The organism is Halorussus marinus, from assembly GCF_004765795.1.
Lineage (GTDB): Archaea > Halobacteriota > Halobacteria > Halobacteriales > Haladaptataceae > Halorussus > Halorussus marinus.
The window spans coordinates 54,448-81,149 of record NZ_SBIV01000005.1; the positions used below are offsets into that span (position 1 = coordinate 54,448).

Genomic DNA, 26,702 nt, shown 5'->3' on the forward strand with positions numbered 1-26,702 from the left:
ATGGGTTGCCCGATGAAACGCGCTCGACTCCGCGTCCGCCCGCCGCGTTCGGCGACCAGCCCGGTCCACGGCGCGGTCCAATCGACCGACGGGCTCGGCGTGGCGACACTGCTCTCGGGCGGCATCGACCCCGACGATCCCACGGAGTTGTTCTCGATCGCGGGCGGGGAGGCCGCGGTCCGGGCCGCCCTCGCCGACTGCGAGAGGGTTCGGTCGTTCGACGTGACGACGGTCGAAGCGGACGCGACGTACGTCTACGTTCGGGAGGACGGACGGGACGACCAGCGGAAGTTCGCGGAGCTGTTTACCGCCGGAACGCTGGTCGCCACGCTCCCGATTCGCTACCGTCCCGACGGCCGGGTCGAACTCACGCTCGTCGGCGCGAGCGACGACCTCCGCTCCGCGGTGGAGCGCGCAAGCGACCTCGCGGAAGTGACGGTGGCGACCGTCGGCGACGGATGGACCGGCGGCGAGCCGAGTCGGCACCTCACCGATCGCCAGCACGAGGTCCTGGAGGCCGCCTCGGCCCTCGGTTACTACGACAACCCGCGGGGAGCAACCCAAGACGAGGTCGCCGCCGAACTCGACCTCGCGCCGAGCACGGTCGCCGAGCACCTTCGGAAGGCGGAGTCACGGCTGGTCGCCGACGCGCTCGACGCGGGCCCCGAGTAAGGGCGCAGCTCACTCTCCGGCGAGTTCGGCGGCCAGCGAGGCGGCCTCTCGGACCCTGCTCGGCACGCCCATCCGGTCGGTGTAGTTGGTCGCGAGCCGGACGCCCTCGGGGAGTTCGACCCGGTCGAGCGCGGTCCACGAGTCGTCGTAGGCCGGGAACCCGCGCCGGTGGCGGTGGACTTCGACGACCTCGGTCGGCGCGCCCGTCACCTGCTCGAACTCGGCGGCCGCGATCTCGCCGAGCGTCTCGTCGCTCTCGTCGAGGATCTCTGGGTCGTGCATCCCGCCGAGGAAGGCGGTCACGACCTCGCGGTCGAACATGCTCGCGTTCCACGAGGCCCCCAGCGTCCGGAGATCCTCGCCGAAGCCGACCTGATAGCCCAGGGCGTCGGGGTCTACGTCGCCGTCGGCGAGGTCGGCTTCGAGCGCGACCATCCCGAGGCGGTTGTACCTGAGTTCCCGGAGCGCGTCGGCCGACGCTGGCGCGAGGTCGGCGACGAGGTCGGCGGTCAGGTCCGCGGGCGTCGTCACCACGACCTCGTCGAACGCGGTCGTACCCTCCGGCGTCTCGACGGCGTATCGGCCGCCGTCGGTCTCTCGGACGGCCGTCACCGGGGTGTCGAGCCGGACGACCTCGTCGTGGGCGGCCGCCAGCGCCTCGGGGAGCCGCTGGAGGCCGTCGTCGAACGAGATCGCCGGCGGGGTCGCTCTTCCGCCCGCCGTGCGCGCGATCGCGGCCTTCAACAGGCTGTCGTGGCGCGCTTCGAGCTTCAGCAGTCCCGAGAGGGCGTACCGGGCCGGCATCGCGTCGGGGTCCGAGCCGTAGATGCCGCCGAACAGCGGTCCGAGCAGGTTCCGGTAGGTCTCGGCGCCGAACTTCCGGACGAACAGTTCGCCCGCCGACTCCTCGGGGTCGCCGGGGTCGGTGAACGGCTCGGCGAGCACCTCGCGCTTTGCCTCGGCCGACAGCAGGTCGGTCTCGCCGAACGCCGCCATCGAGAACGGCGCGGCGTGGAGGTCGCCGTCGGCGTAGACGCAGACCGGCAGGTCGGGGTCGGCGGTCCGGACCTCGTCGTCGAGTCCGAGGGCCTCGATCAGGTCGTCGATCCGGTCGGTCCGCCGGATTCGCTGTGGCCCCCACTCGATCACGCGGCCGTCGACGCGCTCGCTCCGGATCGCGCCGCCGGGGTCGGGCGCGGCCTCGAAGACGACGGCCTCGACGCCCTCGCGGTCGAGGTAGTGGGCGAGCGCCAATCCCGTGATGCCGCCGCCGACGACGCCGACCGACGGCTCCGACCCGCCGCCGGCGCTCATCGGGGCGCGTTCAGACACATCGCGTTCGGCGAGTCGGCGCACTGACACTGCCGGAACTGGTAGTAGCCGGGGTCGAACTCGCCGACGAACGGCTCGACGATGTCGCCCAGGACCTCGCCGAACCGATCGTCGTCGTGGGGGACCGGGACCCGATAGAAGTCCAGCCCGAGCTCGGCGGCCTCCTCGGCGAGCTCGTCGTCGAGCTCCGAGAGGGTCTCGCTTTGCTCGTGCATGAAGCTGATCGGCTCGACCACCACGCGGTCGGCCTCGACGGTCTCGATGGCGTCCTCGACGTCGGGCTCGGTCCACGGGATGTCGCGGTTCTCGTGGTTCTGGAACCCGAGGGTGTACGAGTCGACCCCGAGCTTGCGGGCGATCACCTCGCAGAACTCCTCGACGTAGGTGTCGTACCGGCTCCCCTCGTCGAGGTAGTGACGCGGGGTGCCGTGGGCCGAGTAGAGCAACTCGGTGTCCTCGTCGGTCAGATCCAGCCCGTGGGCGTCGGCGAACCGCCGGACGTTGTCGGCCCGGATCTCGTTGTACAGCGGGTGGCGGTGCCAGCCCGTGATCTCGGCGACGTCGACGTCCCAGTCGCGCTCGTCGACCGCGCCGGTGAGTTCTTCGAGCGCCGCGACGGTCGTCGAGGCCCCACAGAGGGGGTAGACCGGGAGCCCGACCAGCTGGTCGACCCCGTCCTCGCGGGCGGCCGCCACCGCGTCGTCGATGAACGGTTCGGTGAACTGCATTCCGATGTACGTCTCGACGTCGTAGCCCCGGTCGTCGAGCTCGGCGGCCAGCGCGTCGGCTTGGGCCTCGGCCTGCGGGTTCAGCGGCGACCCGCCGATCTCCTCGTACTCCTCGATGAGCCCGGCGGCGCGGCGCTCGGCGAGCTGGCGGGCCCGCTCGCGGGCCTCCTCCTCGGTGTCGGCCTCTTCGAGCGAGGCGTTGTTCAGAAAGATGCGTTCGAGGTACGCGACGACGTTCTCTCGGGTCGGTTCGGACGGCTCTCCGAAGTTGAGGACGACGACCCCTGTTGTCATAGTTGAGTCTTGGACGGCGTCGTTGAATACCTGTCGCTTGCCTACCGCGGTCCCGGTCGGCGCCACCCCTATCGTTCGTCGGAGTTGCGGCTGATTCTATGTCGTACCTTTATTGTGAACCAGTCGCATTCCTCGGACAAAGTGATATGACGATTTCTACAATCGTCGACGACGTAACCGGGAGCTCGCAGACGCTTACCGTCTACGATCCGAGCGATCCGAACGCGGTCTCACAGATCGCCGACTACTTCGAGGTCCAGAACGTGACCGTCGAGGAGGCCGAGACCGCGGACGGACCCGAGGGCTTCGCGGTGCTCCACGACGAGGGGGAGTTTCTGGCGGCCGCGGACGTAGAGGAGCTTCGGGCGGCGGTCACGCTCGATTCGGGAGTGCTCGACGCGGCCGGCTTCGACGAACTCGCCTACCCCGACCTGATCGGCGCGGTCGACGACAAGACGTTCACGGCGTACGGCAAGCGCCAGATGATCCTCGCGTCTCGCGAGGTCGAAGAGCGATCGTGGTACGCCCGGGGCGGCGAACTCCACTCGGGGTTCCAGCGCCTCTCGCTGCTGGCCGAGCAGTGGGACCTCTACACCCGGATCGCGGACCGCGGGGTCGACGTCCACGTCTACGGCGAACCCGACTGGGAGCCGCCGGCGAACGACTCGATCACCGTCCACGCCAGCGACGACGCCGAGATCCGGGACGCGTGGTTCGTGGCGTTCGAGTCGCCCGAGCCCGACGGCGACTGCGCGCTGGTCGCCGACGAGCGCGAACCGAACGTCTTCTGCGGGTTCTGGACGTTCGACGACGGCGTCGTCGCCGACGTGTTCGACCACCTCCGCGAGGAGTACGGCCGGCGTCGAGTGTCGAACTGAGCCACGGTCCCGGAACCCGACGCTAATTCGACGTTCCGGTCCGAGTAGCGGCCGTCGACGCTCCTCGGACGCCGCCGATCGGTGCGGGAAGCGGGTCTGAAGGCGACGTCTCAATAGCGCTCCGGAGTGCTCCCCGGCGGTACGGACCACCCGTAAGGTGGATTGAAGCCCCCGCAGGCCGTCTGAATCGGTATGCCCGCAGAATCGGACTCGGGTCGAGACGACCGGCGAGTCGAGCGACTGTTCGGATCGCTCCCGCACATCCGTGTATCGCGCCTGCCCGACGAGGACAGCGAGTCCAGCGTCGCGGACCCAGACGCGTCCGGCCCGCGATGAGCGGGCGACCGCGACGGTAGTCGCTCAGACGTGGGGCTCGAAGACGTCCGACCGGAGGCGGCCGTGGACCGTCTCCAGTAGCGTTCGGAGGTTCTCGGCGTCCTCGCGGTTGTACCGGACGAGGCGGTCGAGCGCGGCGTCGTCTTCCTCGCGGTCGTAGCGGTGCCAGAGCCGGACCGCCTCCCGGCCGTCGACGTCCTCGTCGTCGCGCTCGATGCCCAGATCGCTCTCGACGGCCTTGAGCCCGCCCGAGAGGCCGACCTGCTTGCAGAGGTACAGCAGATCGAGGTGGGGCGTGGTCACGTCGAGATCGAAGTTGTCCTCGAGGAACGGCTGGTCGAAGCGCTTGCCGTTGAACGAAACGAGCATGCTCGACTCGGCGAACTCCTCGCGGAGTCGCTCGGCGGTGAGGTCCTCGCCCTGCACGTACGTCCGGGTGTCGCCGGCGCGGTGGAGGCTCACCGTCGTCACCTCGTGGCGACCGCTGTCGAGGCCGGTGGTCTCGATGTCGAAAAAGCAGGCGTCGGCCGCGAAGTTGTCGTAGGCCCGCCAGAGGCTCCCGCTGGGCAGGAAGTCGGCGAAAAACGAGGCGTCGGGGTCGTCGAGGTGGTCGCGGGCGTCGGCGATGAACGTTCGGACGTTCTCGGAGGTCTTGGGCCCGAGGAGTCCGTCCTCGAACTCGTCCCAGTGGGTGACTCCCTGTTGCCAGAGCGTCCGCTCGGTCTTCTCGCCCACCCCGCGAGCGGGGATGAAGGAGTTCTCCAGTCGCATGGGTGTGATGGATCGGTCGTCCCTTATAAATCTCTCCGAACCGGCCGGCCGGTCAGTCGGCACTCGCGACCTCCCCGTCGCGATCGGGCTCGGCTTCTGTGGCCTCCGTGAACCGCGCCGGGACGTACGGCCGGGCCGCGTCCGGGACCAGCGCGACCGTCCGGCGCCACACCCGCGCCAGCGGCTTGCGGACCAGCGCGTAGCTCGCCGAGATCGCCACCGCCCCGGCGACGAACTCCCGGACGGGGCTCTCGTGGACCGCGAGTGCCGGGAGCCCGAGCAGGGCCGCGAACGCGGCGTCCTCGGGCGCGCCGTCGTAGCGAATCCAGCGTCGCGGCGGGACCCACCGCCCCCGGAAGTGGTCGTACACCGCGCGCTCGGAGGTCCCGCGCCACGGTTCGAGTTCGAGCCCGCCGCCGAGCGCGTCCATCAGCGAGTGGAGCGCCGCGCCGACGACGAACAGCGCGGCCGCGACGCTCGCGGGCCCGGGGGCCGCGAGCGCGATCCCGATCAGGGGAACCGCGAGAATCGAGTAGTACACCGGGAAGTGGAGGCGCTTTCGGTGGTCGGCGTAGAGGTCGAAGTCGGGGAACACGCTCCCGAGGACTGCGCCCGCGATCGCGACGACGGTGAACTCGGGGGCGACGCGCGCGACCGCGGTCGCGAGCGCGACCCCGACCAGCGCGTGGGTGGTCGCCATCATGTACCCGGCGTAGGCGGCGGTCGTATAAACGCCTGACGCCGGCCGAAATCGGCTCGTCCGTCGGGGAAACTGATCGGCGTCGCCGTCCCGACGACTCCGAATCGGCGTCCAGCGGCGGTCGTTCGGCAATCGTGAGGGGTCGGCCTACGTCGAGGACGGGAGCACGTCTTTTACCGGGTAGAGCTCCTCGTGGATGCCCTCCGCGTCGCAGTCGGCGCTCGGACAGCGGTAGTACCAGCCGTCGTCGGTCGCCTCGGAGGCCTGAAACCGCTCGCCGCACTTGCCACAGAACAGTCGCGAGTCGAAGTTGTCGGCGTCTCGCGAGAGGTCCACGTCGGCGGCGGTCTCCCTGCTCTCGAGTAGTTGTTGCATACGCTCACTTCCACCCCATAATACATAAGCCCCACCGATTCGGGGCGTTCCCCGCCGCTGGCGGCGGTGGCGGCGCTCCGGCGTCACCGCGTTCGCACGTACCATGCCGCCCCGAGGGCGGCGAGCGCGACCGCGCCGCCGACGAAGAACACGAGCCCCGGCGGCGGTCCGCCCGCCGCGCTACCGGCGGCCTCGACGGCCGTCGTCGTCGACTGGGCGACGGTGTCGGCCACTGTACCAGCGCCGTCGGCCGACTCTGTCGCCTCGGCGACCGTCCGGACCGACTCCTCGGCGACGGTCCCGTCGTGGGCGGTGGACTCGGGGGCCGGCGTCGCCTCGGCGCTCTCGGTGACGGTCTCGGAGCGGTAGTCGGCGTCGCCGCCCGCCGTGGCGTTCTCGGCGGCGGTCGGCGCGGCCCCGGCGTCGCCTCCGGAGCCGGAACCGAGTCGCGGGACGAGGCCGCCGCCGACGGTCCCTTGGACGAGGAGGCTCGCCAGCCCGAGAATCCCGAGTGCTCCGAGCAGTCGCGAGAGCGCCGACTCGACGCCGGGAGCGTCCTCGTCGCTCCCGGCGAACACCACGAGCGGCGCGGCCGCCGGAGCGTACACGCTCATCTCGCGACCCTTCTCCGAGTAGATCGTGTCGACGACCTCGACGAGGTCGGCGTCTTCGAGTTTTCGGAGGTGGTATCGGACGTTCTGGATCGAGGTGTCGGCGGCCTCGGCGAGGGCCGAGGGCGTCCGGGGTTCGTCGTACAGCGCCGCGAGGACGTCTCGGGCGGTCTCGGACTGGAGGGCGCCGAGGAGGACGTCGGCCTCCTCGCTGTCGACGCCGATGACGCGCGGATCGCCGTCGTCGGCCTCGGCGTCCGAACTGGAGGGTAACAACCCGGCCATACGCGCGGGATACTCACAGTCGGCCCATAGGCTTGTCCCCGGCGGGCGTCGGCGCCCCGAGCGCGAGCGGTCGGAACGTGACCAAACCGAAATCCATATCTGTTGTTTTAGGCGTACCTAATAACGGATGCGAGCGACACGTCCGGCGAGCGTCCGAGCCGACTCACGGAGGGAGCTATGACGAACGACGCAGAACGCGCGGCGGCCGGCGACCGGGGTATCGACGCGACGATCCCCCGCGACGGGACCGGCGCCGACGACACGGCGGAGTTGCACAGCGCGGTCCTGGGCGAGGACCTCCGGATCGGCTACCCCACGACCGACGAGCCGGTCGTGGAGTGTGCGCGGATCGACGTCCCGGAGGGCGAGATCACCGCGCTCGTCGGGCCGAACGGCTCCGGAAAGTCGACGCTGTTGAAGGCGCTCTCGGACCACCTCGAACCCGACGCGGGCGTGGTCGCGCTCAACGGCCGGGAGATCGGAGAGTTCGGCCAGAAAGAGCTCGCCCGCGAGCTCGGCCACCTGTCACAGGAGAACGACTCGCCCGGCGGCATCACCGTCGAGGAGCTGGTGTACCACGGTCGCTACCCCCACAGGGGGTTCTTCGAGTCGGTCACGGACGCCGACCGGGCGGCGGTCGAGCGCGCCATCGACCTCGCGGGCGTCGACCACCTCCGCGACCAGCAGGTGGGCTCGCTCAGCGGCGGCCAGAAGCAACTGGCGTGGATCGCGATGGTGCTGGCTCAGGACACCGAGGTGCTGTTTCTCGACGAACCGACGACGTTCCTCGACCTCCACCACCAGCTCAGGGTGTTAGAGACGGTCCGTCGGCTCAACGAGGAGGAGGGAGTCACGGTCGCGGTCGTCCTTCACGACCTCTCGCAGGCCGCTCGGTTCGCCGACTACCTCGTCGCGCTCGACGACGGCGGGGTGTACGACTGGGGGCCGCCCGAGGACGTGGTGACCGAGAAACTGCTCGCGGACGTGTTCGCGGTCGACGCCGCGGTCACCAAAGACTCGGGCGTGACCATCCTCCCGAAGCGGGCGCTCGACGACGAGTAGCGGTCGGGTCGTTTGGATCGACGCATGTTTTAGGCCGGCCTAAACCGAAACCGCTTTCAACTTTTAGGCTGGCCTAAAAATTATGGCAGACGACAACGACGCCGAGAGCCCGACGCGCCGCCGATTCCTGATCGCGGGCGGAACCGCCGCGACAGCCGCCATCGCGGGCTGTACCGGCGCGAGCGACTCCGGGGACCGGACGACCACGACCGAGACGACGGCGACGACCGAGGCCGCCACGACCCGACCGGAAACCGACGAGACGACCGACGAGGAGACGACCACCGAAGACTCCTCGTACACGGTCTCGATGGCTCCGGTCGGCGACGTGACCTTCGAGTCGGTGCCCGAGACGTGGGTCGCGAACAACGGGAGCTGGGCCGACATGGGCGCGGCGCTCGGCGTCGAACCGCCGAAGGCGGTCTGGCTGACGAGCCGGTATCACACCCAGTACTACGACGCCATCGACGGCGTCTCGGTCGACAAGAGCGACATGGTCGACCTCTCGCAGGACGGGGTGAGCAAGGAGTTGTTCTACGACCTCGACGCCGACGTCCACGTCATCGACCCCAACTTCCTGATGAACCGGTTCGGCGGCTGGAAGCAGGCCGATATCGACGAGATCCGCGACCGGGTCGGTCCGTTCTTCGGCAACAGCATCTTCTCGCAGGGGTACGGCTGGCACGAGGACTACCGGTATTACGACCTCTACGAGGCGTTCGAGAAGCTCGCGCGGGCGTTCCAACGCACCGACCGCTACGAGGCGTTTAGCGCGCTCCACGAGGAGTTCCAGTCGTCGGTCTCCGAAATCGTCCCGCCGGAGGGCGAGCGCCCCGCGGTCGCGATCGCCTGGGCGGGCGCCGACGAACCGGAGACGTTCCTGCCGTACGTCGTGAGCGAGGGGACAAGCTTCAAGCAGTGGCGCGACCTCGGGGTCCGGGACGCGCTCGCGGAGACCGACGTCGAGGACTTCCACGACAACCGCGGCGAGATCGACTACGAGACCCTGCTCGAAATCGACCCGGACGTGTTGCTCCTCCGGGGCCACGAGACCAAAACCGCCGCGGAGTTCCGGGACACGGTCGTCTCGTTCATGGCGGACCACGACGTCGCGAGCAGTCTGAGCGCGGTCCAGAACGGCGACGTCTACCGGGGCGGCCCGCTGTATCAGGGGCCGATCACGAACCTCGTCCTCACCGAGCGCGCCGCCCAACAGGTCTACGGCGTCGAGGCGGACCTGTTCGACCGCCAGCGCGTCGCCGACATCGTCGCCGGCGACGTCTGAGTCGCCGCCGTAACGTTCAATTCTCGGCCCGTGGTATCGACGCCCATGGCACAGTGCCCTCACTGCGAGTCCGACATCACCGACTGGGCCGAGCGACTGGAGAGCGGCGTGGCCGCGAGCTCGCCGAAGGTCTGGACCTGCCCGGACTGTGACTCGGTGCTCGGGATCTCCGACTGGGGGTCGAAGACGTAACGTTAACGCAAACGCAAACGCTTACGCACGGTCGACGGTCCAGAACGCCAGCGCGGAGAGCGCGCCCGCCTCGTCGATCGCCCGCGCGCCGAACGGGAGACCGGGATCGGGGTCGTGGACCGCGCTCGCTCGCGCGGCGGGCCCGTCGACCGGCGAGACCGCCGCCACCGAGTCGCCCTGACTGATCCACCAGACGACCCGGTCGAGCGCGCCGTCGGGATCGGTCGCCCTGACCGCGAAGGTCCGCGGATCGACGGCGTCGCGAGCGGTGGTGATCGCGTCGGTCGCGGGGCGCACGCGCTCGACGGTCGGCGCTCGGTTCCCGTCGGGCGAGACCTCGACCGTCCATCTCGCGGTGCCGATCGGTGAGTCGCCGTCGTCCGGACGCGCGTCCCCGTCGTAGAGGTCGGCCCGGACCCGGTGGGTGCCGGTCGACTCGAACGTCCGGGTGAAGGTGTGGCGACCGTCGGTGTTGAGGTGGGTGTAAAACGCGTCCGGTCCGTAGCGACGCCGGCCGTCGACGTACCACGCTCCGATCGGTCGGTCCCCGCGAAACCCCCGCGCGAGCGCCTGAAACACGACGGTCGTCCCGGGCGCCGCGGTGATCTCCGACCGAGGGCTGGCCCGGACGACCTCGCGAGCGCCGCCGCCCGCGACCACCGCCTCGCCGTCGAGGCGCACCGACGCCGGGCCCGCGAGCCTGAACCGGGTCACGCCCCCCGCGAGCTCGAACGCGTCGGCGCCCCGATCGGGGCCGACGTGGCCGGCGGCCCGATCGCCAGCCACGCGGTCGCCGTCGTCGAGCTGGCGCACCGACCGGCCGGCCTCGATCTCGTAGGCGGCGACGCCCCCGCCCTCGCTCTCGATTTCGAGCCGGCTCGTCCCGGCGTGAGCCGGGAAGTCCCGGGTGGCCGCCACTCCTTCGGGCGCGGGGTACGTCGCCGGGCGGAGCCGGTAACCGTCCCGGCGGACTCGCGCCGGGCCCGCCACCGACAGCCCGGTGATCTCGCCCGAGTAGGCGAACGCGTCGACCCCGCGGTCGGGACCGACGTGGCCGTACGCGCGGCCCCCGGTGGCTCGATCGCCGCCGTCCTCCTGTCGGACCGATCCGCTCACCGTGAACTCGTAGGCGGCGACGCCGCCGCCCTCGCTCTCGATCCGGAGCCGGTTCGACTGGTCGGTCGTCGCCGCGATCGTTCCGACCGGCGCGACCGCGATCCCGGCCGCCGCCGCACTCCGACCCAAGAACGCGCGTCGTGTCTCTCGATTCCCCATACCGACGACTGGAACGCGCTCGGACAAAGGTATACGTCGCTTATCCGCCGCGCAACTCGGCTGAATCCGACTGAACCGAGTTACCGCCGACGTATCCCGACTCACGCGGGCCGGGTCGCGAACTCGAACGACTCGGCGCGGGCCTCGTTGTACCGGTCGTCGTCGGGATCGAGGCTGTCGACGACCACCTCGCTCGCGTCGCCGTCGGCGTGGACGAAGCGGTCGCCGCCGAGGCCGAGCGCGACGTGACCCGGAAAAAAGAGGAGGTCGCCCGGCGCGAGCGCCTCGCGTTCGACGCGCTGGCCCACCCGGCGCTGGAGGTCGGCGTCCCGCGGGAGCGCCACCCCGTTCCGGCGGTACGCGATCCACGTCAGCCCCGAGCAGTCGATTCCCTCGACGGTCAGCCCGCCCCAGACGTACTCGGTGCCCAGATACGCTCGGGCGGTCTCGACCGCGGCCTCGCCGACCGACTCGGCCGGCGCGTCGGGGAGCGGTTCGAGCGCGTCCGCGGGGAGGTCGTTCTCGGCGCCGGTGCGAAATCGCACCCGGACGCGCTCGCCGCGGTCGAGCACCTCGCACTCGGTGCCACCGTACAGGGTTCCGGGGTCGGTCGCCACGTCGAGTCGGCCGGCCCCGACCGCGGCGTCGGCGTCGATCTCGGCCCCCACGCCGAGGTGGGCCCGCTCGATCCAGCCGACGTACCCGTCGGGGGACCGGACCCGCCGCCACTCGACCCCGTCGGCGTCGGTCTCGGAGTCGTAGGCGGTGATCGACGCGCCGTACAGCGCCTGTGTCACCTGCTCGGCGTCGCGGTCGGGGTCGGCGCGGACCGACACCACCGGCGCGGTGACGGTCCGGGCCGCGGCCTCGGCTTCGAGTACGGTCAGATCGGTCGCCGCGACCGGGCGGTCGGCGGTCGCGGCGACGGCCTCGATCGCGCGGGTCTTCAGGTGGTCTGTCAGCACGCTCCCCGAGAGGACGACCGCGTCCCGCCCGCGCTCGGCGGCGACGTCGAACGCCGTGAGCCGGGGGTCTGGCGCCCGGTGTATCTCACACCGCGTCAGCGCGCGGTCGAGTCGTCGGTCCGATTCCATTGCTGGACCCAACTGCTCGGGCGGGGGTGTTAAGTTTTAGCACGTCGCCTCGGGCGCGTTTGCGTCTGCGCAAACGCGGTTCAGAACTCCGTCACGACCTCGATGCCGACGGTGCCGTAGTCGCTCATGGCCGCGAGGCGGTCCGGAACGTCGCCGAGCGACACCTCCGCGGTCACCAGTTCGGCGGGCGAGACCGTCCCGCGATCCATCATCCGGAGGAGCTCGTCGTACCGGGTCGGGGGCATCCCGCGCGAGCCGAGGAACGTGATCTCGCGCATCGTCATCGCGTCGGTCGGGAGCGAGACCGCCCCGCGCTCCTCGTCGGTGGTCAGCCCGAGTTGGAGATGGCGCCCGCGCTTGCGGAGACACGCGACCGAGTTGCGGCAGGTCTCGGCGACCCCGAGCGCGTCGACCGAGACGTGGGCGCCCCCGTCCGTGAGCCCGCGGATCGCCTCGGGAACGCCGCCGTCGGCTTCTTCGCGGGCGTTCACGGTCTCGTCGGCCCCGAGATCGGTCGCTTTCGCCAGTTTCTGGTCGTCGAGGTCGACCGCGATCACGTTCGCGCCGAGCGCGTCCGCGACGTGGACCGCCGAGAGGCCGACCCCGCCACAGCCGTGGACCGCGACCCAGTCGCCGGCCTCCACGTCGACCCGGTGGGCCAGCCCGTGGTAGGCGGTCGCGAACCGACAGCCGAGGCTCGCCATCTCGGCGGGCGAGACCCCCTCGGGGAGGTGGACCGCGTTGTAGTCGGCGTACGGGACGGCGACACGCTCGGCGAACGCCCCCGGCGCGTCGGCCTCGAACCCCAGCGCCAGCCCGTCCGAACAGACGTTGCCGTGGCCGTTCCGGCAGTGCGCACAGTCGCCGCGCCCGAGGTTGAACGGGACGGCGATCCGATCGCCCACGCCGATGCGCTCGACCCGATCGCCGACCGCGAGCACCGTACCGGCGGGCTCGTGGCCGAGGATCTGGCCGATCGGCACCCGATCGTCGGCCCACTCGCCGTGGCCCTGCCAGGCGTGCCAGTCGCTCCGACAGATCCCGCAGGCCTCGGTCTCGATCACGACCCCGCGGGGGTCGGGCTCGGGGTCGGGTACCTCGCGGATGTCGAGCGGTTCGCCGTACGCGTCGAGGACTGCGGCCTCCATGGGCGGGCGTTGGAGGACCGAGCGGTTAAATCGGCGGGTCGCGGCGATCCGCGAGTCGCGGGGCCGGCGGGTTCACTCGTCGAGGATGTTCTCGGCGAGCGCCGGGACGAAGGTGCCCACGTCGGTCACCATCCCGATGGCCTGTGCGCTCCCGCGGTCCAGCAGTTGGGTGACCGTCGCGGGGTTGATGTCGACGCAGACGACCCGGGTGGTCGACGGCAGGCAGTTGCCGACCGCGACCGAGTGCAGCAGCGTCGACAGCATCAACACCATGTCGGCCTCGTGGGCCTGCTCGCGGATCGCGTTCTGGGCCTCGACCGCGTCGGTGATGGTGTCCGGAAGCGGGCCGTCGTCGCGGATCGATCCCGCCAGCACGTAGGGCACGTCGTTGTCGACGCACTCGTACATCACGCCGTCCTCGACGATGCCCTCTTGGACCGCCGGCTCGATCCCGCCCGCCCGGATGATCTCGCTGATCGTGTAGATGTGGTGTTTGTGGCCCTTCCGCGGGCTCTCGAGGGTCTCGACGTCCATCCCGAGCGAGGTGCCGTACTGACCCCGTTCGAGGTCGTGGACCGCGAAGCCGTTTCCGGCCGACAGCGCGTCGACGTACCCCTCCCGGACCAGCCGCGCGAGCGCGTCGCCCGCCCCGGAGTGGATGAGCGCGGGCCCGACGACCGCGAGCACCGACCCGCCCTCGGCTTTCGTCTCCTCGAGTGCCTCCGCGACCTCCCGGATCAGCGACCCGGAGGGCCGCTCGGCCGACACCCCGCCCTGCATGAAGCCGAACGGGCCGCCAGACCCCCGGGGTCGCTCGGGCGGGTCGACCCGGACGCCGGCCTCGTCGGTGGCGACGAGGTCGCCCTCCTCGATGGCGTTGAGGACTTTGGTGTACGCCCGCGGGCCGCCGTCGGCGTCGGGATCGACCACGACCGCACAGTCCATCTCGATGTTCTCGACGTCGAGCCACTCGCCCTCGTAGCGAACCTGCGTGGGGTGGTTCGTCGTCGAGTAAAAGCCGTGCGGGACGACCCGGTCGGCCGGGGCCGGCTCTAAAGTCGCGTCCGGGGGCTCGGCGAGGTGGGCGCCGTGCTGGTGGAGTTCGTGGAGGATCTCCCGAAGGGTCTGCTCGTCGTCGGCTTTCACCGTCATCCGACAGAACGACTCGGCCTCCTTGTGCTTGCCCACGTCGAACACCTCGACGTCGAAGTCGCCCCCGAGGTCCATCACCGCGCCGAAGCACTGTTGCATCGTCCCCGAGTCGATGATGTGGCCTTCGAGTTCGACCGTTCGAGCTACCGTCATACGCCGGACAACGGAACCGGCTCTCTTTAGCGTTCGCACGCCGACGGGCGACCCCGACCGACGGTCGGTGGTCGGCCGGCGCGACCGGAGCCGACGGCCGGGGTTACGGCCCGTCGACGTACGTCGAGACCAGCTTCGATTCGACCCGCTGGAGGTGTTCGCTCACCGTCGCGGGCGAGAGATCGAGGTCGGCCGCGAGCTCGCGGTGGGTCGTCTCCCGGGGCACCTCGTAGTACCCCTCGGCGACAGCGAGCTCGAACAGTTCGAGCTGTCGGTCGGTCAGGACCGACGACAGCCGGCCGGTACCGGGGTCGTACTCGCCCGTGCGCTCGAGGTCGAGTCGGAACCCCTCGGGGAGGTCGGCGGCCGCCCGCTGGATCGCCCGGCTGGTCCCGATGACGGTGAGCTCGAACCCCCGACCGCTCGGCGGGTCGATCACCGACAGCGGCCAGTCGACGACGATCTCGTGCTCGTGGAGGATCGAGAGCAACTCCCCGGCGACCGCCGCGGTCCGACACTGGACGTACGCCACGCCCCGCTCGCCGTCGCCGGCCACGTCGTACGCGATGGCGTCCTCGTCGTCGGCGAGCAGTCGCCGCGCCTCCTCGAGATCGCCTCGGAGCTCCAGCAGTTCGGCGTACGCCTCGTCGCGGATCGGGCTCACGTACCGGATCGCCTCGACCGACATCGCGTCGGACGATGCGAACGCGTCGTCGAGCGGGAGGACCGACAGGTCGGTCCACGTCAGCGTCACGGTCGCGTAGCGCATCGCGGGACGATACGGCCCCGCCCCGTAAAAAGACACCTAGGATGCTCGGATACACACGTAGGTGTCTCCGGCCGGTATTCGAGACCAATGAGCGACGACACGACTCGCGCCCCCGGCGAGACGCCGCCCGGCCCCGACGGCCTCCCGCTGGTCGGCAACCAACTGGCCTACGTCCGGGACCCGTACGACTTCATGACCCGTACCGCCAGAGAGTACGGCGACATCGCCCACTGGGAAGACCCCGGCGGCCCGGTCTACCAGCTCAACCACCCCGAGTACATCGAGCGCGTCCTGGTCCAGAACAATCAGAACTACGTCAAAGGCGAGCAGTTCCAGCGGACGCTCGGGCCCGTGACCGGCAACGGCATCCTGAACAGCGAGGGGGAGGTCTGGCGGCGCAACCGCCACCGGATCCAGCCCGCGTTCCACCCCGACCGGATCCGGAACTACGCGGAGATGATGACCGACGAAACCGAGGCGCTGTTGGGCGACTGGGCCGACGGCGAGACCCGCCCGGTCCACGAGGACATGATGTCGGTCACGCTCCGGATCGTCGCCCGCGCGCTGTTCGGCGTCGACATCGACGAGCACGTCGACACCATCGGATCGGCGCTCGAGGAGTTCATGGTCGCGACCGAGAGCCTCTCGAACGTCGTGTTGCCCCCGGGCGTGCCGACGCCGTCGCGTCGCCGGATTCGACGCGCGCGCGAGCGCCTCGACCGCGTGGTCACCGAGATGATCGCCAAGCGCCGCGAGGACCCCGGCGAGGACGACGTCATCTCGATGCTGCTGTCGGCGACCGGCGACGACGGGACCGCGATGTCCGACGACCAGATCCGCGACGAGGTGACGACGCTACTGTTGGCCGGCCACGAGACGACCGCGCTCTCGCTGACGCTCACGATGTACGCCCTGTCCCAGCACCCCGAGGTAGAGCGCCAGTTGGTCGCGGAGCTCGACTCGGTGCTCGACGGCCGGACGCCGACGATGGCCGACCTGTCGGAGCTGACCTACACCGAGCGGGTCGTCAAGGAGTCGATGCGTCTCTACCCGCCGGTGCCGGGCATCGTTCGCGAGCCGGTCAAGCCCGACGTGATCGGCGGCTACGAGATTCCGACGGGCGCGACCGTTCGGATGCACCAGTGGGTCGTCCACCGCGACCCACGGTGGTACGACGATCCGCTCGCGTTCGACCCCGACCGGTGGACCGACGGCTTCGAGGAGTCGCTCCCGAAACTTGCGTACTTCCCGTTCGCGGCCGGCCCGCGACGGTGTATCGGCGATCGGTTCGCGCTCCTGGAGGCCCGACTCCTGCTCGCGACCGTCTACCAGCGGTATCACCTCGAACTCGTCCCCGGGACCGACCTCGACCTGATGGCGACGGTCACCGCCCGGCCGAAACACGAGATCCCGATGACCGTCCACCGCCGCGAGGCGACCGACCAGTAACCCACATCTCCGTCGAGCCCCTTCGACCCGTATGGCCGAGACGCTCACCGGCGAAGTGCTCCACGTCGTCCCGCCCGAGAAGCTCGACGAGTACGACCTCGACGACGACCTCAGGCGGCTCGCCGAGTCCCGGTACGTGCTCGTCTGTCGAAAGGGCGGTGCGCCCTCGCTGATCGAGCGCGTCCGGTCGTTCCTGCTCCGGGACCCGATCGAACCCGTGACGCTCGTGGCCGACGCCGACCCCGAGGAGGGCGAGGAGGTGACCGCGACCGTCGAGGCGACGCCGATCGCGGGCGTCTACGACGTGCGGGACCTCCGGTGAGCCCGCCGAGCCCGTCGGCCGCCTGCTCGGCGCCGAGCCCGTGACAACTGGTTTGTCCGAGGCCGTCGTGGGTGGGCTATGGCCGACCTCGCGTTCTCGACGAACGCCTACACGAACCACTCGCTTTCCGAGGCCGTCGACCGGATCGCCGACCACGGCTACGCCGGCGTCGAACTGCTCGGCGACGCCCCCCACGCGTACTTCCCCGAGTTCGGCGACGAGGACCGCCGAGCCCTGACGGCGGCGCTCGATGCGACCGACCTCGCGGTGTCGAACGTCAACGCAAACACCGCGATGGGGTACTACGACGACGCCCCGCCGTCGGCGTTCTTCGAGCCGAGCCTCATCACCGCCGACGACGACCGCCGGTCGTGGCGGGTCGAGTACACCAAGCGCGCGATCGACCTCGCCGACGCGGTCGGATCGCCGGCGGTCTGCGTCGCGACCGGGCGGCCGTTGCCCGGAAACCCGCCCGAGCGCGCCCGCGAGCACCTCGAAGCGTCGCTCGACGAGATCCTCGACTACGCCGAGCCTCGCGGCGTCGAGGTCGGCATCGAGTTCGAGCCCGAACTCCTGATCGAGTGCACCGACGAGGTGCTCGAACTGATCGAGACGGTCGACCGCGACGCGCTCGGGGTGAACCTCGATCTGGGCCACGCCGCGGTGTACGGCGAGGACCTCGCCGAGACCATCGAGCGCACCGCCGGCCGCGTCACCGGGGTCCACCTCGAAGACATCGTCGGCGGCCGGCGCGGGAAACACTACCACCGGATCCCCGGCGAGGGCGATCTGGACTTCGCCTCGATCTTCGACGCGCTCGACGACGCCGGCTACGACGGCTTCGTGACGATGGAGCTGTACACCTACCCCGACGAGCCCGACCGGGCGGCCCGCGAGTCGATGGAGCAACTGAACCGGTACGTCTGACCTACGACTCCGCGGCGGCCGACCGGATCGCGTCGGCGAGCACGTCGACCGCCAGCGGAATGCTGTCCTCGTCGACGTCGAACGTCGCGGTGTGGTGGCCGGTCGGGTTGCTCGATCCGACGCCGACGTACGTCGCCTCGCCGCCGCGTTGCTGGACGGCCCGCATCAGCCGGGTGGCGTCTTCGCTCCCGCCGAGCGCGTCCTCGTCGCCGTCGAGGACGGTCGCCCCGCGGTCTTCGGCGGCCGCCGAGACCGCATCGACCAGTCGGTCGTCGCACTCGGCGCTCGGCGCGCCGTCGCCGAACTCGACGGAGGCCTCACAGCCGTGCTTCTCGGCGGCGGCCCGCAGGACGGTCTCGGCCCGGTCCTGCATGTAGTCTCGCAGTTCGGTGGTCTCGCCCCTGACCTCGCCCTCGATGAACGCCTCCTCGGCGACGATGTTGGTCGCGGTGCCGCCCCCGACGACCCCCGCGTTGACCCGGGTCGCGCCGTCGCCGTGGCGCGGGATGCCGTAGAGGTCCTCGACCGCCGCCGCCATCGCCCGGACGGCGTTGGCCCCGCCGTCGGGGTCGTTGCCGGCGTGGGCCGGCTCGCCGTCGAACTCCGCGTCGAAGCCGTTGATCGCGAGGAACGACTCGATGCCCGGGATGACGGTCCCGACCTCCCGATCGAGCCCGACGTGGACCGCCAACAGCGAGTCGACGTCTTCGAGGTGGCCGCTCCCGACGATCGAGGCGGCGCCGGCGCCCAGTTCCTCGGCGGGCTGGAAGAAGACCTTGAGCGTGCCCTCGAAATCGCTGTCGGCGATCGCCTCGACGACCCCGACTCCGATCGCGGCGTGGGCGTCGTGGCCGCAGGCGTGCATCCGGTCGTCGAACCGCGAACGGAACCCCTCGGCCGCGGGGTAGTGGTCGTCGTCGGTCGACTCGCGCTGGGGCAACGCGTCGATGTCGACCCGGAGCCCGACGGTCGGCCCCTCGCCGCGCTCGATCACGGCCACGGCGCCGGTGTAGCCGTCGCCGACCTCGTCGAGGAACGCCTCGTCGACGCCCGCCTCGCGGGCCCGTTCGCGCTCGCGCTCGAGGTCCTCGTCGGCGGGCGGTCGGAGCCGGTCTTCGGTCAGCATCTCGGGGCCGACGTGGAGCTCGTCGACGCCGATCGATTCGAGCTCCTCGACGATGCGGGCGGTGGTGTAGAACTCACACCAGCTGAGCTCGGGGTGTTCGTGCAGGTCTCGCCGGAGCCGGATCAGCCGGCTCTCGGAGTCGGTCGTCGCCATGGCTCCACGAACGAACAGTGGTCCCATTAAACACACTGAACCGGCAGGCCGGGACCGTCCGGCGATCACGCTCGATCGAGTAGCGACGGCGCCTCGAAGCCGGCGTCGAGGCCCTCGACGCCAAGCAGGTCGGCGAGCGTCGGCGCGACCGCCCGGGCGTCGACCGCCCCGTCGGCGACCGACTCGTCGGGCGCGGCCGGGCCGCCGAACCCGTAGACGCCGAGCGTCGCGTCGTCGACCCGCCCGTGCGAGCCCTGAATCTTCGAGGGGTCGAGCGACGCCAGCCCCTCGTCGCCGAAAAAGAGCTCGCAGGGGTCGAAGCCCGGTTTCGCGTGGATGTCCATGTCCGTGGCGTAGTAGGGGGCGTCGGCGCGGTCGGTCCACCAGTAGTACTGGAACCACGCCGTCGGCTCGGCGACGACCACGAGGTCGCCCGCGTTCGGGTGGTCGAGGCCGTACTCCGCCCGGTCGTCGCCGGTCGCGATCCGATCGATCCCGTCGAGGTCCGCGAGCGCCTCGCGGGCGTCCCCGATCGCCCCTCCGTCGGCGTAGACGTGGGCGACCTGATGGTCGACCATGGCGAACGCCGCCGACCCGGCTACGTCGACCTCCTCGCCGCCCTCGCCGTCGTCCCGCACGGCGAGCAGGTCGGCCGCCCGGAGCGCGCGGTTCGGGAAGACGGGCGTCTCGACCGCGTGGAAGCCGTACTCGCTGACGACGTTGATCGCGGTCTCGTTCCACCGGTCGCCGCCCCGGAGGAACTCGAGAAACTCCCCGACCATCGCGTCGACGGTCTCGACCGCCGCGGCCTGCTCGTCGGAGTCGGGGCCGTACCGCTGGCCGTCGTAGTCGAGGTGGGGGACGTACACCCACAGCAGATCGGGGTCGTAGCGCTCGACCGCCTCGCGGGCGGCGGTCAGGATCCACTCGGTGCCCCGCTCGTTGGCGCCCGGCCCCCAGTAGTGGTGGAGCGGGAAGTGACCGTGGTCGGCCTCCAGGTGGTCGTAGAAGTCGTCGGGGTTGGTCCAGCAGTTCATCTCGATCAGGTCGTTGTTCTCGTCCTCGATCGGCGAGGGAGTCACCGCCACGTCGGCGGACGTCCCGATGAGGTGCTGGAAGAACAGCGCGCCGGTCGTGAGCCCGGCGTCGCTGGCGGTCTCCCAGAGCCGGTCGCGGTCGCCCCGGTCGCGCTCCCAGAACGCCACGTCGTCGGTCGCCCGGTCGTACTCGCCGCTCGAAACGTCGCCGTGGGTCGCGGGCGACTGGCCGGTCGCGAGCGTCGTCTGGACCGGGACGGTCACCGCCGGGAACGGCGGCCGGAGGTCGGCGGTCGGGCCGCCGTCGAGCAGTTCGGTCAGGTTGGGCGCGCGACCGCCGCCGAGGTGGTCGCGCTGGAGCCCGACCACGTCGAGGACGATCGCCCGACCCGCGGCGCCCCCGGCCCCGCTCATCGGTCGGCCTCCGTCCCGGACGAGCCCGCGTGGCGCTCGACGTAGGCTTCGAGCAGGTCGAACTGCCGGGAGAGGTCGTGCTCGTCGACGCCGAGCGGCGACTTGAAGAACGACGCGAGCTGGGGCTGGACCCCCGACTCGCCGGCCTCGTCGGCGTGGGCCGCGAGCCGTACGAGGTCGAGGACGAGGGGCGCGGCCAGCGCCGAGTCCGAGCCCTCCCAGGTGAACTGCATGGTCATCTGGGTGTCGAGAAACCCCTCGAAGTGGATGTAGTCCCACGCGGTCTTCCAGTCGCCCAGCGACGGCGTGTAGTCGATCCGCACCCGGTTGTGGCCCATGTCCGGGAGGATCGAGTCGAGCACGCCGCCCTTGCTGGCGAGCTTACCGGCCTCGTTGGCCTCGTCTTCGAGCACCTGCCCGTCGGTGTTGCCGAGGATGTTGTGGCCCTCCCACGACATGACCCGGAGGTTCCGCCCGGCGAACATCGGCGCGAGCGCCGACTTCACGAGCGTCTCGCCGGTCTTCGCGTCTCGACCCATGTGGGGGACGCCCTCCTGGCGGGCGAGGTCGTCGAGCCCGTCGAGCGCCGACCCGGTGCTGGGCGTGAAGTTGACGTACGGGTGGCCGTCGGCGATCGCGGCGTAGGCGTACAGCGAACTCGCGGGGAGGTCCTGATCGTCGTCCGCGATGGCGCGTTCGACCGCCTCGCGGGTGTCGTATCGGTCGGGGGCCGCGAGCTCTGGCTCGGTCGAGGCCACGTTGACCACGACCAGTCGGTCGGCGTCGACCGCCCGGCGGAACGACTCGTAGTCGTCCCGGATCTGGTCGACGACCTCCTCGACGCCGAAGCGGTCTTCGAGCGGCGGCCCGTCCCCGAGATCCGCGACCGCCTCGCCGCAGTTGACGGCGGTCCCCGTCTTGATCCGGCCGTCGATCTCGCGGAGGTCCTCGGCCACCGCCTCGACGGTCTCGGCGGTCGGGACCCCGCTCTCGGAGAGCGACCGGGCGGTCTCGACCAGCCCCGTCTCCCGGATGTCGTGGCCGCCGAACGCGAACTCCTCGACCGCGGGCAGGTCGAGGCGCGACGCGGGTTCGCGGCCCGTCACCATCCCCGTCTCGTCCGTCCGACCGTGCGCGATCGCGCGCGCGCCCGCCATCGCAGTCGTCGCAACGTTGCCGCGCGCCCCGATCAGCCAGACCCCTGTTTTCGTCATCCCAACCGAGTACGCCAGCGAGCCCCTTCGTTCTTATGGGCTACCTGAGATGTTTTTCCGGGCGGAAAATACGACCCCGGCAAGTCGCGGCCGTTCCTGCCGGCAGTATAGTATCACTACGATGAGGAAACAACTCCATAACAAAGTGGCTACGGGCCGGTATCCCGACGATGCGGATCATCGACCCACACATGCACATGGTGTCCCGGTCGAGCGACGACTACGAGCGCGCTCGACGCGCGGGCATCGAGTGCTGTATCGAACCGGCGTTCTGGAGCGGCACCGACAAGCGACACGCCGAGTCGTTTTTCGACTACTTCGAGCAGATCATCGACTTCGAGACCGACCGCGCCGAGCGGGCGGCGGGGATGGACCACTACGTCACCATCGCGCTCGAACCGAAAGAGGCCAACTACCCCGAGATGGCCGACCGAGTCATGGAACGCATTCCCGAGTACCTCGACCGCGAGAACGTGGTCGGAGTCGGCGAAATCGGACTCGATCAGGGCACCGACGAAGAAGAAGAGGCGTTCCGGCGCCAGCTCCGGATGGCCGAGGAGCGCGAGCTCCCGGTCATCGTCCACACGCCCCACGAGAACAAGCCCGAGGGGACCGAGCGCCTCGTCGAACTGATCGAAGACGAGGGCGCGACCCAAGAGCGGATCATCATCGACCACAACACCGTCGACACCGTCGAAACCGCGGTGGCGACCGACTGCTGGGTCGGGTTCACTCTCTACCCCGGCAAGATCGAAGCCGAGGCCGCCATCGACCTGCTCGAAGAGCACGGCACCGACAAGATGATCCTCAACAGCGCGGCCGACTGGGACCCCTCCGACCCGCTGGCGGTCCCGAAGGCCCGCGACAAGATGCTCGATCGGGGCTGGGACCGCGATGCGGTCCGGAAGGTCGTCTTCGACAACCCCTACGAGTTTTTCGACCAGTCGCCGAACTTCGACTACGAGCGGTGACGATGGAGTTCGCATTCTCAGCCAACGCGTTTCAGGAGTACACTCCGGTCGAGACCGTCGAGGAGCTCGCGGCCATCGGCTACGACGGCGTCGAACTGCTGTTGGGGGGCTCGCACCTCCACCCCGACGACACCGGCCCCGACGAGATTCGGGCGGTCGAGGACGCCCTCGAGGAGACCGGGCTCGCGATCAGCAACTGCAACGCGTTTATGGTGTCCGAGGAGGACTTCCAGCATCCGTCGTACATCGAGAAAGACCCCGAGTACCGCCGCGAGCGCGTCGAGTACACGCTGGGCGCGCTCGAACTGGCCGACGCGTTCGGCGCCGAGTACATCTCCGTCCAGCCCGGCGGGCCGATCCCCGAGGGCAAGTCCCGCGAGTGGGGGATGGAGACGTTCGCCGAGAGCATCCGCGAGGTGGTCCCGGCCGCCGAGGAACTCGGCGTCGACGTGCTCGTCGAGCCCGAACCCGACCTCCTGATCGAGACCACCGACCACTTCCTCGACTTCGTCGACCGGATCGACTCCGAGGCGGTCGGCTGTAACTTCGACGCGGGCCACCTGTTCTGCGTCGGCGAGGACCCCGCCGCCGCGGTCGAGCGCCTCGAAGCCCACACCGGCCACTACCACGTCGAGGACATCCCCGAGGACCGGAGCCACGAGCACACCCAACTGGGCGAGGGCGCGATGGACATCGAGGGCTTTCTCGACGCGGTCGCGTCGACGGGCTACGACGGGTTCGTCACGGTGGAGCTCTACCCGTATCGGGAGACCGCCGCCGAGACCGCGCGCGAGGCGTACGCGTACCTCGACGAGCGCGGGTGGGCGTAGGTGGGCGTGACTCGGAGCGACGCGACCGGCCTCCGGGCCGCGGTCGGCGCGTACGCCGAACTGCTCCGGGTCCCGAACCTCTTTACCGCGCCGCCCGACGTGATCGTCGGCGCGGCGCTGGCCGCGGCCGCCGGCGCGACGGTCCCGCTCGGTGCGACCGCGGGGCTCGCGGTCGCGTCCGCCCTGCTCTACGCCGGGGGCACCACGCTGAACGACTACTTCGACGCCGCGGTCGACGCCGCCGAGCGCCCCGAGCGCCCGATCCCCTCCGGACGGGTCTCGCGGGCGGCCGCGCTCGGCGTCGGCCTCTCGCTTTTGGGCGGCGGCGTCGCGGTGGCGGCCGCGGCCGGCGGCGCTCGCGGGGGGCTGGTCGCGGCGGCGCTCGCGGCGGCGGTGGTGCTGTACGACGCCGGGCTGAAGGGTAGCGCTCCGGGATTTCTGACGATGGGATCGACGCGCGGGCTCAACGTCTTTCTGGGCACGACCGCCGCCGGGCTCGCGCCCTCGGTGGCCCCGGCGTGGCTGTTCGCGGTCCCGGTCGTCGTCGCCGGCTACATCGCGGCGGTGACGTCTATGGCCGCCGACGAGGCGACCGGCGGGGACCGGCGGGCGATCGCGCTCGCGGGCGCGGCCGCCGTCGCGGCGGGCGTCGTGGCCCCCGCGCTCGTCTGGGCGGTCGGGCCCGGCGCGGTCGCCGTCGGGGCGAGCGGGCTCGCCGCGGTCGGCTTCCTCGCGTGGACGGGCGGCGCTCTCCGGGCGGCGTACCGCGACCCGACGCCCGAGACCGTCGGCCCCGCGGTCGGCACCTGCGTCCTCGGGCTCGTCGCCCTCGACGCGGCGTTCGCGGCCGTCGCTGGGGCCGAGTGGGCCGCGGTCGCGCTCGCGTTTCTCCTCCCGGCGGTCGGGCTCTCTCGGGCGTTCGACGTCTCCTGAGTCCCGCCGCCGAACCGGGAAAGTTCGGTCGGCCGAAATCTCGTGTTGCGAATCGGTAGCTCCGCCGTAATATGGCTGACGGGCAGGAAATCAGGTGTTTGTCTCGGAAACGGTATTCGGAGACTATATGGGTCGGCGTCGGCGGATGAGTGGATGTCACGAGACAACGAACAGACGAGCGGAATCGGCGACCCGTCCTCGCGGCGAACGTTCCTCAAGGCCACCGCGGCCGCGGGAGCGCTCGTCGGGGTAGGCGGCGTCGCGGCGGGACAGGAGCGCCAGGAGTTCGTCTTCGGCGGCGAGGTCGCGGGCTGGATGGGCCGAGAGCCCTCGGAGATCGCGGACACGACGAACCCGACGCTCGAACTCGAACCCGGACAGGAGTATGCGTTCACCTGGGAGAACACGGACGGCCGACCCCACAACGTCGCCATCCTCGACGGCGAGGGCGAGGCGCTCGAATCGACCGAGATCATCAACGAGGAGGGCGCGACACAGACCCTGCAGTTCTCGGCGACCGAGGAGATGGCCGAGTACGTCTGTGAGGTCCACCCCGCGTCGATGCGGGGCTCGATCAGCTTCGGCGGGGAGACGACCCAAGCCGAGGAGTCCCAGGAGCGGTTCATGCCGTTCGGCGCCGGTGCGGGCGTCGAGAAGGTCGCCGAAGGGCTGGTCTCACCGGTCGGGTTCGAACCCGCGCCCGACGATTCGGGGCGGGTGTTCATCCTCGACCAGCCCGGCCGGCTCTACGTCCACGACGGCGAACAGCTTCAGGACGAGCCGTTCCTCGACGTCTCGGACATGCTGGTCGACGTCGGCGGCCGAGAGAGCGGCCCGTTCGACGAGCGCGGACTGCTCGGGCTGGCGTTCCACCCCGAGTTCGCCGACAACGGTCGGTTCTTCCTGCGGCTGAGCGTGCCGCTCGGTGACCCGCCGTACGTGAGCTCCGCCGAGTGGGGCGAGCGCCCCGGCGAGTTCGACCACATGGAGGTGCTCTCGGAGTTCCAGGCAAGCGAGGACCTCTCGAGCGCCGATTCCGAGTCCGAGACGCGACTGCTCGAGATGCCTTCGCCCCAGTTCAACCACGACGCGGGGGCGGTCGCCTTCGGACCCGACGGCTACCTCTACGTGCCGACCGGCGACGGCGGCGACGCCGACGACACGGGGCTCGGCCACGTCGAAGACTGGTACGACGCGAACGAGGGCGGCAACGGGCAGGACGTCACCCAGAACCTGATGGGCGGCGTGCTCCGCATCGACGTCGACAACGAGGGCGAAGACCTGCCGTACGCCATCCCGGAGGACAACCCGTTCGCGGAGGGCGGCGACTTCGCCGACTACGACGGACTACCGGAGTACTACGCGTGGGGACTGCGCAACCCGTGGAAGGCGTCGTTCAACGACGGCGACTTCTACGTCGCGTCGAACGGGCAGAACCTCTTCGAGCAGGTCGACATCGTCGAGAAGGGCGGCAACTACGGCTGGAACGTCAAGGAGGCGACCCACTGCTTCAGCACGGACAGCCCCAACGACCCGCCCGAGGACTGTCCGGACAGCACGCCCGACGACGTCCGGGGCGGCGAGCCGTTGCTCGACCCCGTCATCGAGTACCCCCACACCTACGAGGGTCGCGGGGTCGGCGTGTCGATCATCGGCGGGTACATGTACAACAACGACGCCATCTCCGGGCTGAACGGCAAGTACGTCTTCGGCGACTACAGCCAGACGGGAGCCGACCCCGCGGGCCGGATCTTCGCGGCGACGCCGTCCGAGAGCGAGGGCGAACTCTGGTCGCTGGAGGAGGTCCAGCTCGAGGGCTCGCCGAACGGACAGCTCAACATGTACGTCCTCTCGTTCGGACGGGACAACGACGGCCGCCTCTACGTGATGGGCAACGACAGCGGCGTGCCCCAGGGCGAGACCGGCGTCGTCTACCGGATAGTCCCGGCCGGCGAGGGCGAGCAGATATCGGCGCCCCAGGGCGAGGACATGACGACCGAGGGCGACGGCGAGATGACGACGACGGCGGAAGGCGAGAGCATGACAACGACCGAAAGCGAGAGCATGACGACCGAGGGCGACGGCGAGATGACGACGACCGAGAGCGAGTAGCCCTCGCAGTTCGGTCACGCGCAGGCGCTCATTTTTCGGCATCGACGCCAGCGCTAAGTGGACGCGCTCGATAGCGAACGCCATGAGCGACGCCGACACGGA

27 protein-coding genes are annotated in these 26,702 nt (G+C 70.4%); 13 read left to right on the forward strand and 14 right to left on the reverse strand.

All coding sequences use genetic code 11. From position 1 onward, the window contains the following. Window positions 1-12: 12 nt before the first annotated feature. Complete coding sequence (locus EPY72_RS11155) at window positions 13-672, forward strand: helix-turn-helix domain-containing protein (protein WP_135806473.1); 660 nt, start codon at window positions 13-15, stop codon at window positions 670-672. Window positions 673-681: 9 nt separating this feature from the next. Here EPY72_RS11155 and hemG read toward each other — a convergent pair whose 3' ends face one another. After that, window positions 682-2,004 carry a protoporphyrinogen oxidase gene (gene hemG, locus EPY72_RS11160; RefSeq protein WP_244605566.1) on the reverse strand — a complete coding sequence of 441 codons (1,323 nt, stop codon included), beginning with the start codon at window positions 2,002-2,004 and terminating at the stop codon, window positions 682-684. Then, window positions 1,983-3,026: a ferrochelatase gene (gene hemH / locus EPY72_RS11165; protein ID WP_134672378.1), complete on the reverse strand. Its 1,044-nt coding sequence runs from the start codon at window positions 3,024-3,026 to the stop codon at window positions 1,983-1,985. The genes hemG and hemH overlap by 22 nt, the downstream gene beginning before the upstream one ends. A gap of 146 nt (window positions 3,027-3,172) precedes the next feature. On the opposite strand from hemH, the gene EPY72_RS11170 reads away from it, so the two are divergent. Both EPY72_RS11170 and EPY72_RS19430 read left to right on the forward strand, forming a co-directional pair. Further along, window positions 3,173-3,904: a DICT sensory domain-containing protein gene (locus EPY72_RS11170; protein ID WP_135806474.1), complete on the forward strand. Its 732-nt coding sequence runs from the start codon at window positions 3,173-3,175 to the stop codon at window positions 3,902-3,904. 192 nt (window positions 3,905-4,096) lie between these two features. Next, entirely contained in the window at window positions 4,097-4,240 is a 144-nt protein-coding gene (locus EPY72_RS19430; protein ID WP_167599509.1) for a hypothetical protein, read from the forward strand. A gap of 24 nt (window positions 4,241-4,264) precedes the next feature. Here the strand turns inward: EPY72_RS19430 and EPY72_RS11175 are convergent, their stop codons facing one another. The 4 genes from EPY72_RS11175 to EPY72_RS11190 all read right to left on the reverse strand — a co-directional run bounded on the left by EPY72_RS11175 (window position 4,265) and on the right by EPY72_RS11190 (window position 6,982). After that, entirely contained in the window at window positions 4,265-5,011 is a 747-nt protein-coding gene (locus tag EPY72_RS11175) for a ribonuclease H-like domain-containing protein (RefSeq protein ID WP_135806475.1), read from the reverse strand. A gap of 52 nt (window positions 5,012-5,063) precedes the next feature. Beyond that, window positions 5,064-5,714, reverse strand: coding sequence for a metal-dependent hydrolase (locus tag EPY72_RS11180; protein WP_135806476.1), 651 nt, complete (start codon window positions 5,712-5,714; stop codon window positions 5,064-5,066). Window positions 5,715-5,858: 144 nt separating this feature from the next. Continuing rightward, window positions 5,859-6,086 carry a recombinase zinc ribbon domain-containing protein gene (locus tag EPY72_RS11185; RefSeq protein ID WP_134672382.1) on the reverse strand — a complete coding sequence of 76 codons (228 nt, stop codon included), beginning with the start codon at window positions 6,084-6,086 and terminating at the stop codon, window positions 5,859-5,861. 83 nt (window positions 6,087-6,169) lie between these two features. Further along, complete coding sequence (locus EPY72_RS11190; RefSeq protein WP_134672383.1) at window positions 6,170-6,982, reverse strand: ArsR/SmtB family transcription factor; 813 nt, start codon at window positions 6,980-6,982, stop codon at window positions 6,170-6,172. 177 nt (window positions 6,983-7,159) lie between these two features. On the opposite strand from EPY72_RS11190, the gene EPY72_RS11195 reads away from it, so the two are divergent. The 3 genes from EPY72_RS11195 (at window position 7,160) to EPY72_RS19435 (ending at window position 9,521) form a co-directional block, all read left to right on the forward strand. After that, a complete protein-coding gene (locus EPY72_RS11195; protein ID WP_134672384.1) occupies window positions 7,160-8,044 on the forward strand; it encodes an ABC transporter ATP-binding protein in 885 nt (294 codons plus the stop codon). 82 nt (window positions 8,045-8,126) lie between these two features. Beyond that, entirely contained in the window at window positions 8,127-9,329 is a 1,203-nt protein-coding gene (locus EPY72_RS11200; RefSeq protein WP_135806477.1) for an ABC transporter substrate-binding protein, read from the forward strand. Between the two features lie 45 nt (window positions 9,330-9,374). Further along, on the forward strand, window positions 9,375-9,521 hold the full coding sequence (locus tag EPY72_RS19435) for a hypothetical protein (protein ID WP_167599510.1): 147 nt from the start codon (window positions 9,375-9,377) through the stop codon (window positions 9,519-9,521). 21 nt (window positions 9,522-9,542) lie between these two features. On the opposite strand, the gene EPY72_RS11205 is transcribed toward EPY72_RS19435, so the two are convergent. The 5 genes from EPY72_RS11205 to EPY72_RS11225 all read right to left on the reverse strand — a co-directional run bounded on the left by EPY72_RS11205 (window position 9,543) and on the right by EPY72_RS11225 (window position 15,112). Beyond that, window positions 9,543-10,796, reverse strand: a complete 1,254-nt coding sequence (locus EPY72_RS11205) for a hypothetical protein (RefSeq protein ID WP_135806478.1) — start codon at window positions 10,794-10,796, stop codon at window positions 9,543-9,545. A 101-nt stretch (window positions 10,797-10,897) separates the two neighbouring features. Next, on the reverse strand, window positions 10,898-11,890 hold the full coding sequence (locus EPY72_RS11210) for a C40 family peptidase (protein ID WP_135806479.1): 993 nt from the start codon (window positions 11,888-11,890) through the stop codon (window positions 10,898-10,900). 80 nt (window positions 11,891-11,970) lie between these two features. Then, on the reverse strand, window positions 11,971-13,038 hold the full coding sequence (locus tag EPY72_RS11215) for a zinc-dependent alcohol dehydrogenase family protein (RefSeq protein ID WP_135806480.1): 1,068 nt from the start codon (window positions 13,036-13,038) through the stop codon (window positions 11,971-11,973). A 72-nt stretch (window positions 13,039-13,110) separates the two neighbouring features. Then, window positions 13,111-14,343 carry an ornithine cyclodeaminase, nickel-pincer nucleotide-dependent gene (locus EPY72_RS11220; protein ID WP_134672389.1) on the reverse strand — a complete coding sequence of 411 codons (1,233 nt, stop codon included), beginning with the start codon at window positions 14,341-14,343 and terminating at the stop codon, window positions 13,111-13,113. A 103-nt stretch (window positions 14,344-14,446) separates the two neighbouring features. Further along, window positions 14,447-15,112 carry a helix-turn-helix domain-containing protein gene (locus EPY72_RS11225; RefSeq protein ID WP_134672390.1) on the reverse strand — a complete coding sequence of 222 codons (666 nt, stop codon included), beginning with the start codon at window positions 15,110-15,112 and terminating at the stop codon, window positions 14,447-14,449. Window positions 15,113-15,199: 87 nt separating this feature from the next. Here EPY72_RS11225 and EPY72_RS11230 point away from each other — a divergent pair, with 87 nt between their 5' ends. The 3 genes from EPY72_RS11230 (at window position 15,200) to EPY72_RS11240 (ending at window position 17,810) form a co-directional block, all read left to right on the forward strand. Then, window positions 15,200-16,561, forward strand: coding sequence for a cytochrome P450 (locus EPY72_RS11230; protein WP_134672391.1), 1,362 nt, complete (start codon window positions 15,200-15,202; stop codon window positions 16,559-16,561). A 31-nt stretch (window positions 16,562-16,592) separates the two neighbouring features. After that, window positions 16,593-16,883, forward strand: a complete 291-nt coding sequence (locus EPY72_RS11235; RefSeq protein ID WP_134672392.1) for a DUF7526 family protein — start codon at window positions 16,593-16,595, stop codon at window positions 16,881-16,883. A 78-nt stretch (window positions 16,884-16,961) separates the two neighbouring features. Next, window positions 16,962-17,810 carry a sugar phosphate isomerase/epimerase family protein gene (locus EPY72_RS11240; RefSeq protein WP_135806481.1) on the forward strand — a complete coding sequence of 283 codons (849 nt, stop codon included), beginning with the start codon at window positions 16,962-16,964 and terminating at the stop codon, window positions 17,808-17,810. Window position 17,811: 1 nt separating this feature from the next. Here the strand turns inward: EPY72_RS11240 and EPY72_RS11245 are convergent, their stop codons facing one another. From EPY72_RS11245 to EPY72_RS11255, 3 genes are all read right to left on the reverse strand, one after another. Next, on the reverse strand, window positions 17,812-19,089 hold the full coding sequence (locus EPY72_RS11245) for an amidohydrolase (RefSeq protein ID WP_135806482.1): 1,278 nt from the start codon (window positions 19,087-19,089) through the stop codon (window positions 17,812-17,814). Window positions 19,090-19,154: 65 nt separating this feature from the next. Then, window positions 19,155-20,540, reverse strand: coding sequence for an alkaline phosphatase family protein (locus EPY72_RS11250; protein ID WP_135806483.1), 1,386 nt, complete (start codon window positions 20,538-20,540; stop codon window positions 19,155-19,157). After that, window positions 20,537-21,754, reverse strand: a complete 1,218-nt coding sequence (locus EPY72_RS11255) for an inositol-3-phosphate synthase (RefSeq protein ID WP_134672396.1) — start codon at window positions 21,752-21,754, stop codon at window positions 20,537-20,539. The genes EPY72_RS11250 and EPY72_RS11255 overlap by 4 nt, the downstream gene beginning before the upstream one ends. Window positions 21,755-21,924: 170 nt before the next feature. Here EPY72_RS11255 and EPY72_RS11260 point away from each other — a divergent pair, with 170 nt between their 5' ends. From EPY72_RS11260 to EPY72_RS11275, 4 genes are all read left to right on the forward strand, one after another. Next, window positions 21,925-22,725, forward strand: a complete 801-nt coding sequence (locus tag EPY72_RS11260) for a TatD family hydrolase (RefSeq protein WP_134672397.1) — start codon at window positions 21,925-21,927, stop codon at window positions 22,723-22,725. Window positions 22,726-22,727: 2 nt separating this feature from the next. Continuing rightward, a complete protein-coding gene (locus EPY72_RS11265; RefSeq protein ID WP_134672398.1) occupies window positions 22,728-23,555 on the forward strand; it encodes a sugar phosphate isomerase/epimerase family protein in 828 nt (275 codons plus the stop codon). A 6-nt stretch (window positions 23,556-23,561) separates the two neighbouring features. Next, the gene (locus EPY72_RS11270; RefSeq protein ID WP_244605567.1) at window positions 23,562-24,488 is read left to right on the forward strand and encodes a UbiA family prenyltransferase; all 927 of its coding nucleotides are present in this window, start codon (window positions 23,562-23,564) and stop codon (window positions 24,486-24,488) included. 153 nt (window positions 24,489-24,641) lie between these two features. Continuing rightward, the gene (locus tag EPY72_RS11275; protein ID WP_135806485.1) at window positions 24,642-26,600 is read left to right on the forward strand and encodes a PQQ-dependent sugar dehydrogenase; all 1,959 of its coding nucleotides are present in this window, start codon (window positions 24,642-24,644) and stop codon (window positions 26,598-26,600) included. Window positions 26,601-26,702: the final 102 nt, after the last annotated feature.

Excerpts from the sequence above, each read along its gene's own strand:
- EPY72_RS19430 (WP_167599509.1), top strand. The coding sequence starts at position 4,097 with ATGCCCGCAGAATCGGACTCGGGTCGAGACGACCGGCGAGTCGAGCGA.
- EPY72_RS11180 (WP_135806476.1), bottom strand. The coding sequence starts at position 5,714 with ATGATGGCGACCACCCACGCGCTGGTCGGGGTCGCGCTCGCGACCGCG.
- EPY72_RS11240 (WP_135806481.1), top strand. The coding sequence starts at position 16,962 with ATGGCCGACCTCGCGTTCTCGACGAACGCCTACACGAACCACTCGCTT.
- EPY72_RS11275 (WP_135806485.1), top strand. The coding sequence starts at position 24,642 with ATGTCACGAGACAACGAACAGACGAGCGGAATCGGCGACCCGTCCTCG.
- EPY72_RS11200 (WP_135806477.1), top strand. The coding sequence starts at position 8,127 with ATGGCAGACGACAACGACGCCGAGAGCCCGACGCGCCGCCGATTCCTG.
- EPY72_RS11215 (WP_135806480.1), bottom strand. The coding sequence starts at position 13,038 with ATGGAGGCCGCAGTCCTCGACGCGTACGGCGAACCGCTCGACATCCGC.
- EPY72_RS11255 (WP_134672396.1), bottom strand. The coding sequence starts at position 21,754 with ATGACGAAAACAGGGGTCTGGCTGATCGGGGCGCGCGGCAACGTTGCG.
- EPY72_RS11155 (WP_135806473.1), top strand. The coding sequence starts at position 13 with ATGAAACGCGCTCGACTCCGCGTCCGCCCGCCGCGTTCGGCGACCAGC.
- EPY72_RS11220 (WP_134672389.1), bottom strand. The coding sequence starts at position 14,343 with ATGACGGTAGCTCGAACGGTCGAACTCGAAGGCCACATCATCGACTCG.
- EPY72_RS11175 (WP_135806475.1), bottom strand. The coding sequence starts at position 5,011 with ATGCGACTGGAGAACTCCTTCATCCCCGCTCGCGGGGTGGGCGAGAAG.
- EPY72_RS11170 (WP_135806474.1), top strand. The coding sequence starts at position 3,173 with ATGACGATTTCTACAATCGTCGACGACGTAACCGGGAGCTCGCAGACG.
- hemH (WP_134672378.1), bottom strand. The coding sequence starts at position 3,026 with ATGACAACAGGGGTCGTCGTCCTCAACTTCGGAGAGCCGTCCGAACCG.
- EPY72_RS11250 (WP_135806483.1), bottom strand. The coding sequence starts at position 20,540 with ATGAGCGGGGCCGGGGGCGCCGCGGGTCGGGCGATCGTCCTCGACGTG.
- EPY72_RS11235 (WP_134672392.1), top strand. The coding sequence starts at position 16,593 with ATGGCCGAGACGCTCACCGGCGAAGTGCTCCACGTCGTCCCGCCCGAG.
- EPY72_RS11265 (WP_134672398.1), top strand. The coding sequence starts at position 22,728 with ATGGAGTTCGCATTCTCAGCCAACGCGTTTCAGGAGTACACTCCGGTC.
- EPY72_RS11205 (WP_135806478.1), bottom strand. The coding sequence starts at position 10,796 with ATGGGGAATCGAGAGACACGACGCGCGTTCTTGGGTCGGAGTGCGGCG.
- EPY72_RS11260 (WP_134672397.1), top strand. The coding sequence starts at position 21,925 with ATGCGGATCATCGACCCACACATGCACATGGTGTCCCGGTCGAGCGAC.
- EPY72_RS11195 (WP_134672384.1), top strand. The coding sequence starts at position 7,160 with ATGACGAACGACGCAGAACGCGCGGCGGCCGGCGACCGGGGTATCGAC.
- EPY72_RS19435 (WP_167599510.1), top strand. The coding sequence starts at position 9,375 with ATGGCACAGTGCCCTCACTGCGAGTCCGACATCACCGACTGGGCCGAG.
- EPY72_RS11230 (WP_134672391.1), top strand. The coding sequence starts at position 15,200 with ATGAGCGACGACACGACTCGCGCCCCCGGCGAGACGCCGCCCGGCCCC.
- EPY72_RS11190 (WP_134672383.1), bottom strand. The coding sequence starts at position 6,982 with ATGGCCGGGTTGTTACCCTCCAGTTCGGACGCCGAGGCCGACGACGGC.
- EPY72_RS11185 (WP_134672382.1), bottom strand. The coding sequence starts at position 6,086 with ATGCAACAACTACTCGAGAGCAGGGAGACCGCCGCCGACGTGGACCTC.
- EPY72_RS11245 (WP_135806482.1), bottom strand. The coding sequence starts at position 19,089 with ATGGCGACGACCGACTCCGAGAGCCGGCTGATCCGGCTCCGGCGAGAC.
- EPY72_RS11225 (WP_134672390.1), bottom strand. The coding sequence starts at position 15,112 with ATGCGCTACGCGACCGTGACGCTGACGTGGACCGACCTGTCGGTCCTC.
- EPY72_RS11210 (WP_135806479.1), bottom strand. The coding sequence starts at position 11,890 with ATGGAATCGGACCGACGACTCGACCGCGCGCTGACGCGGTGTGAGATA.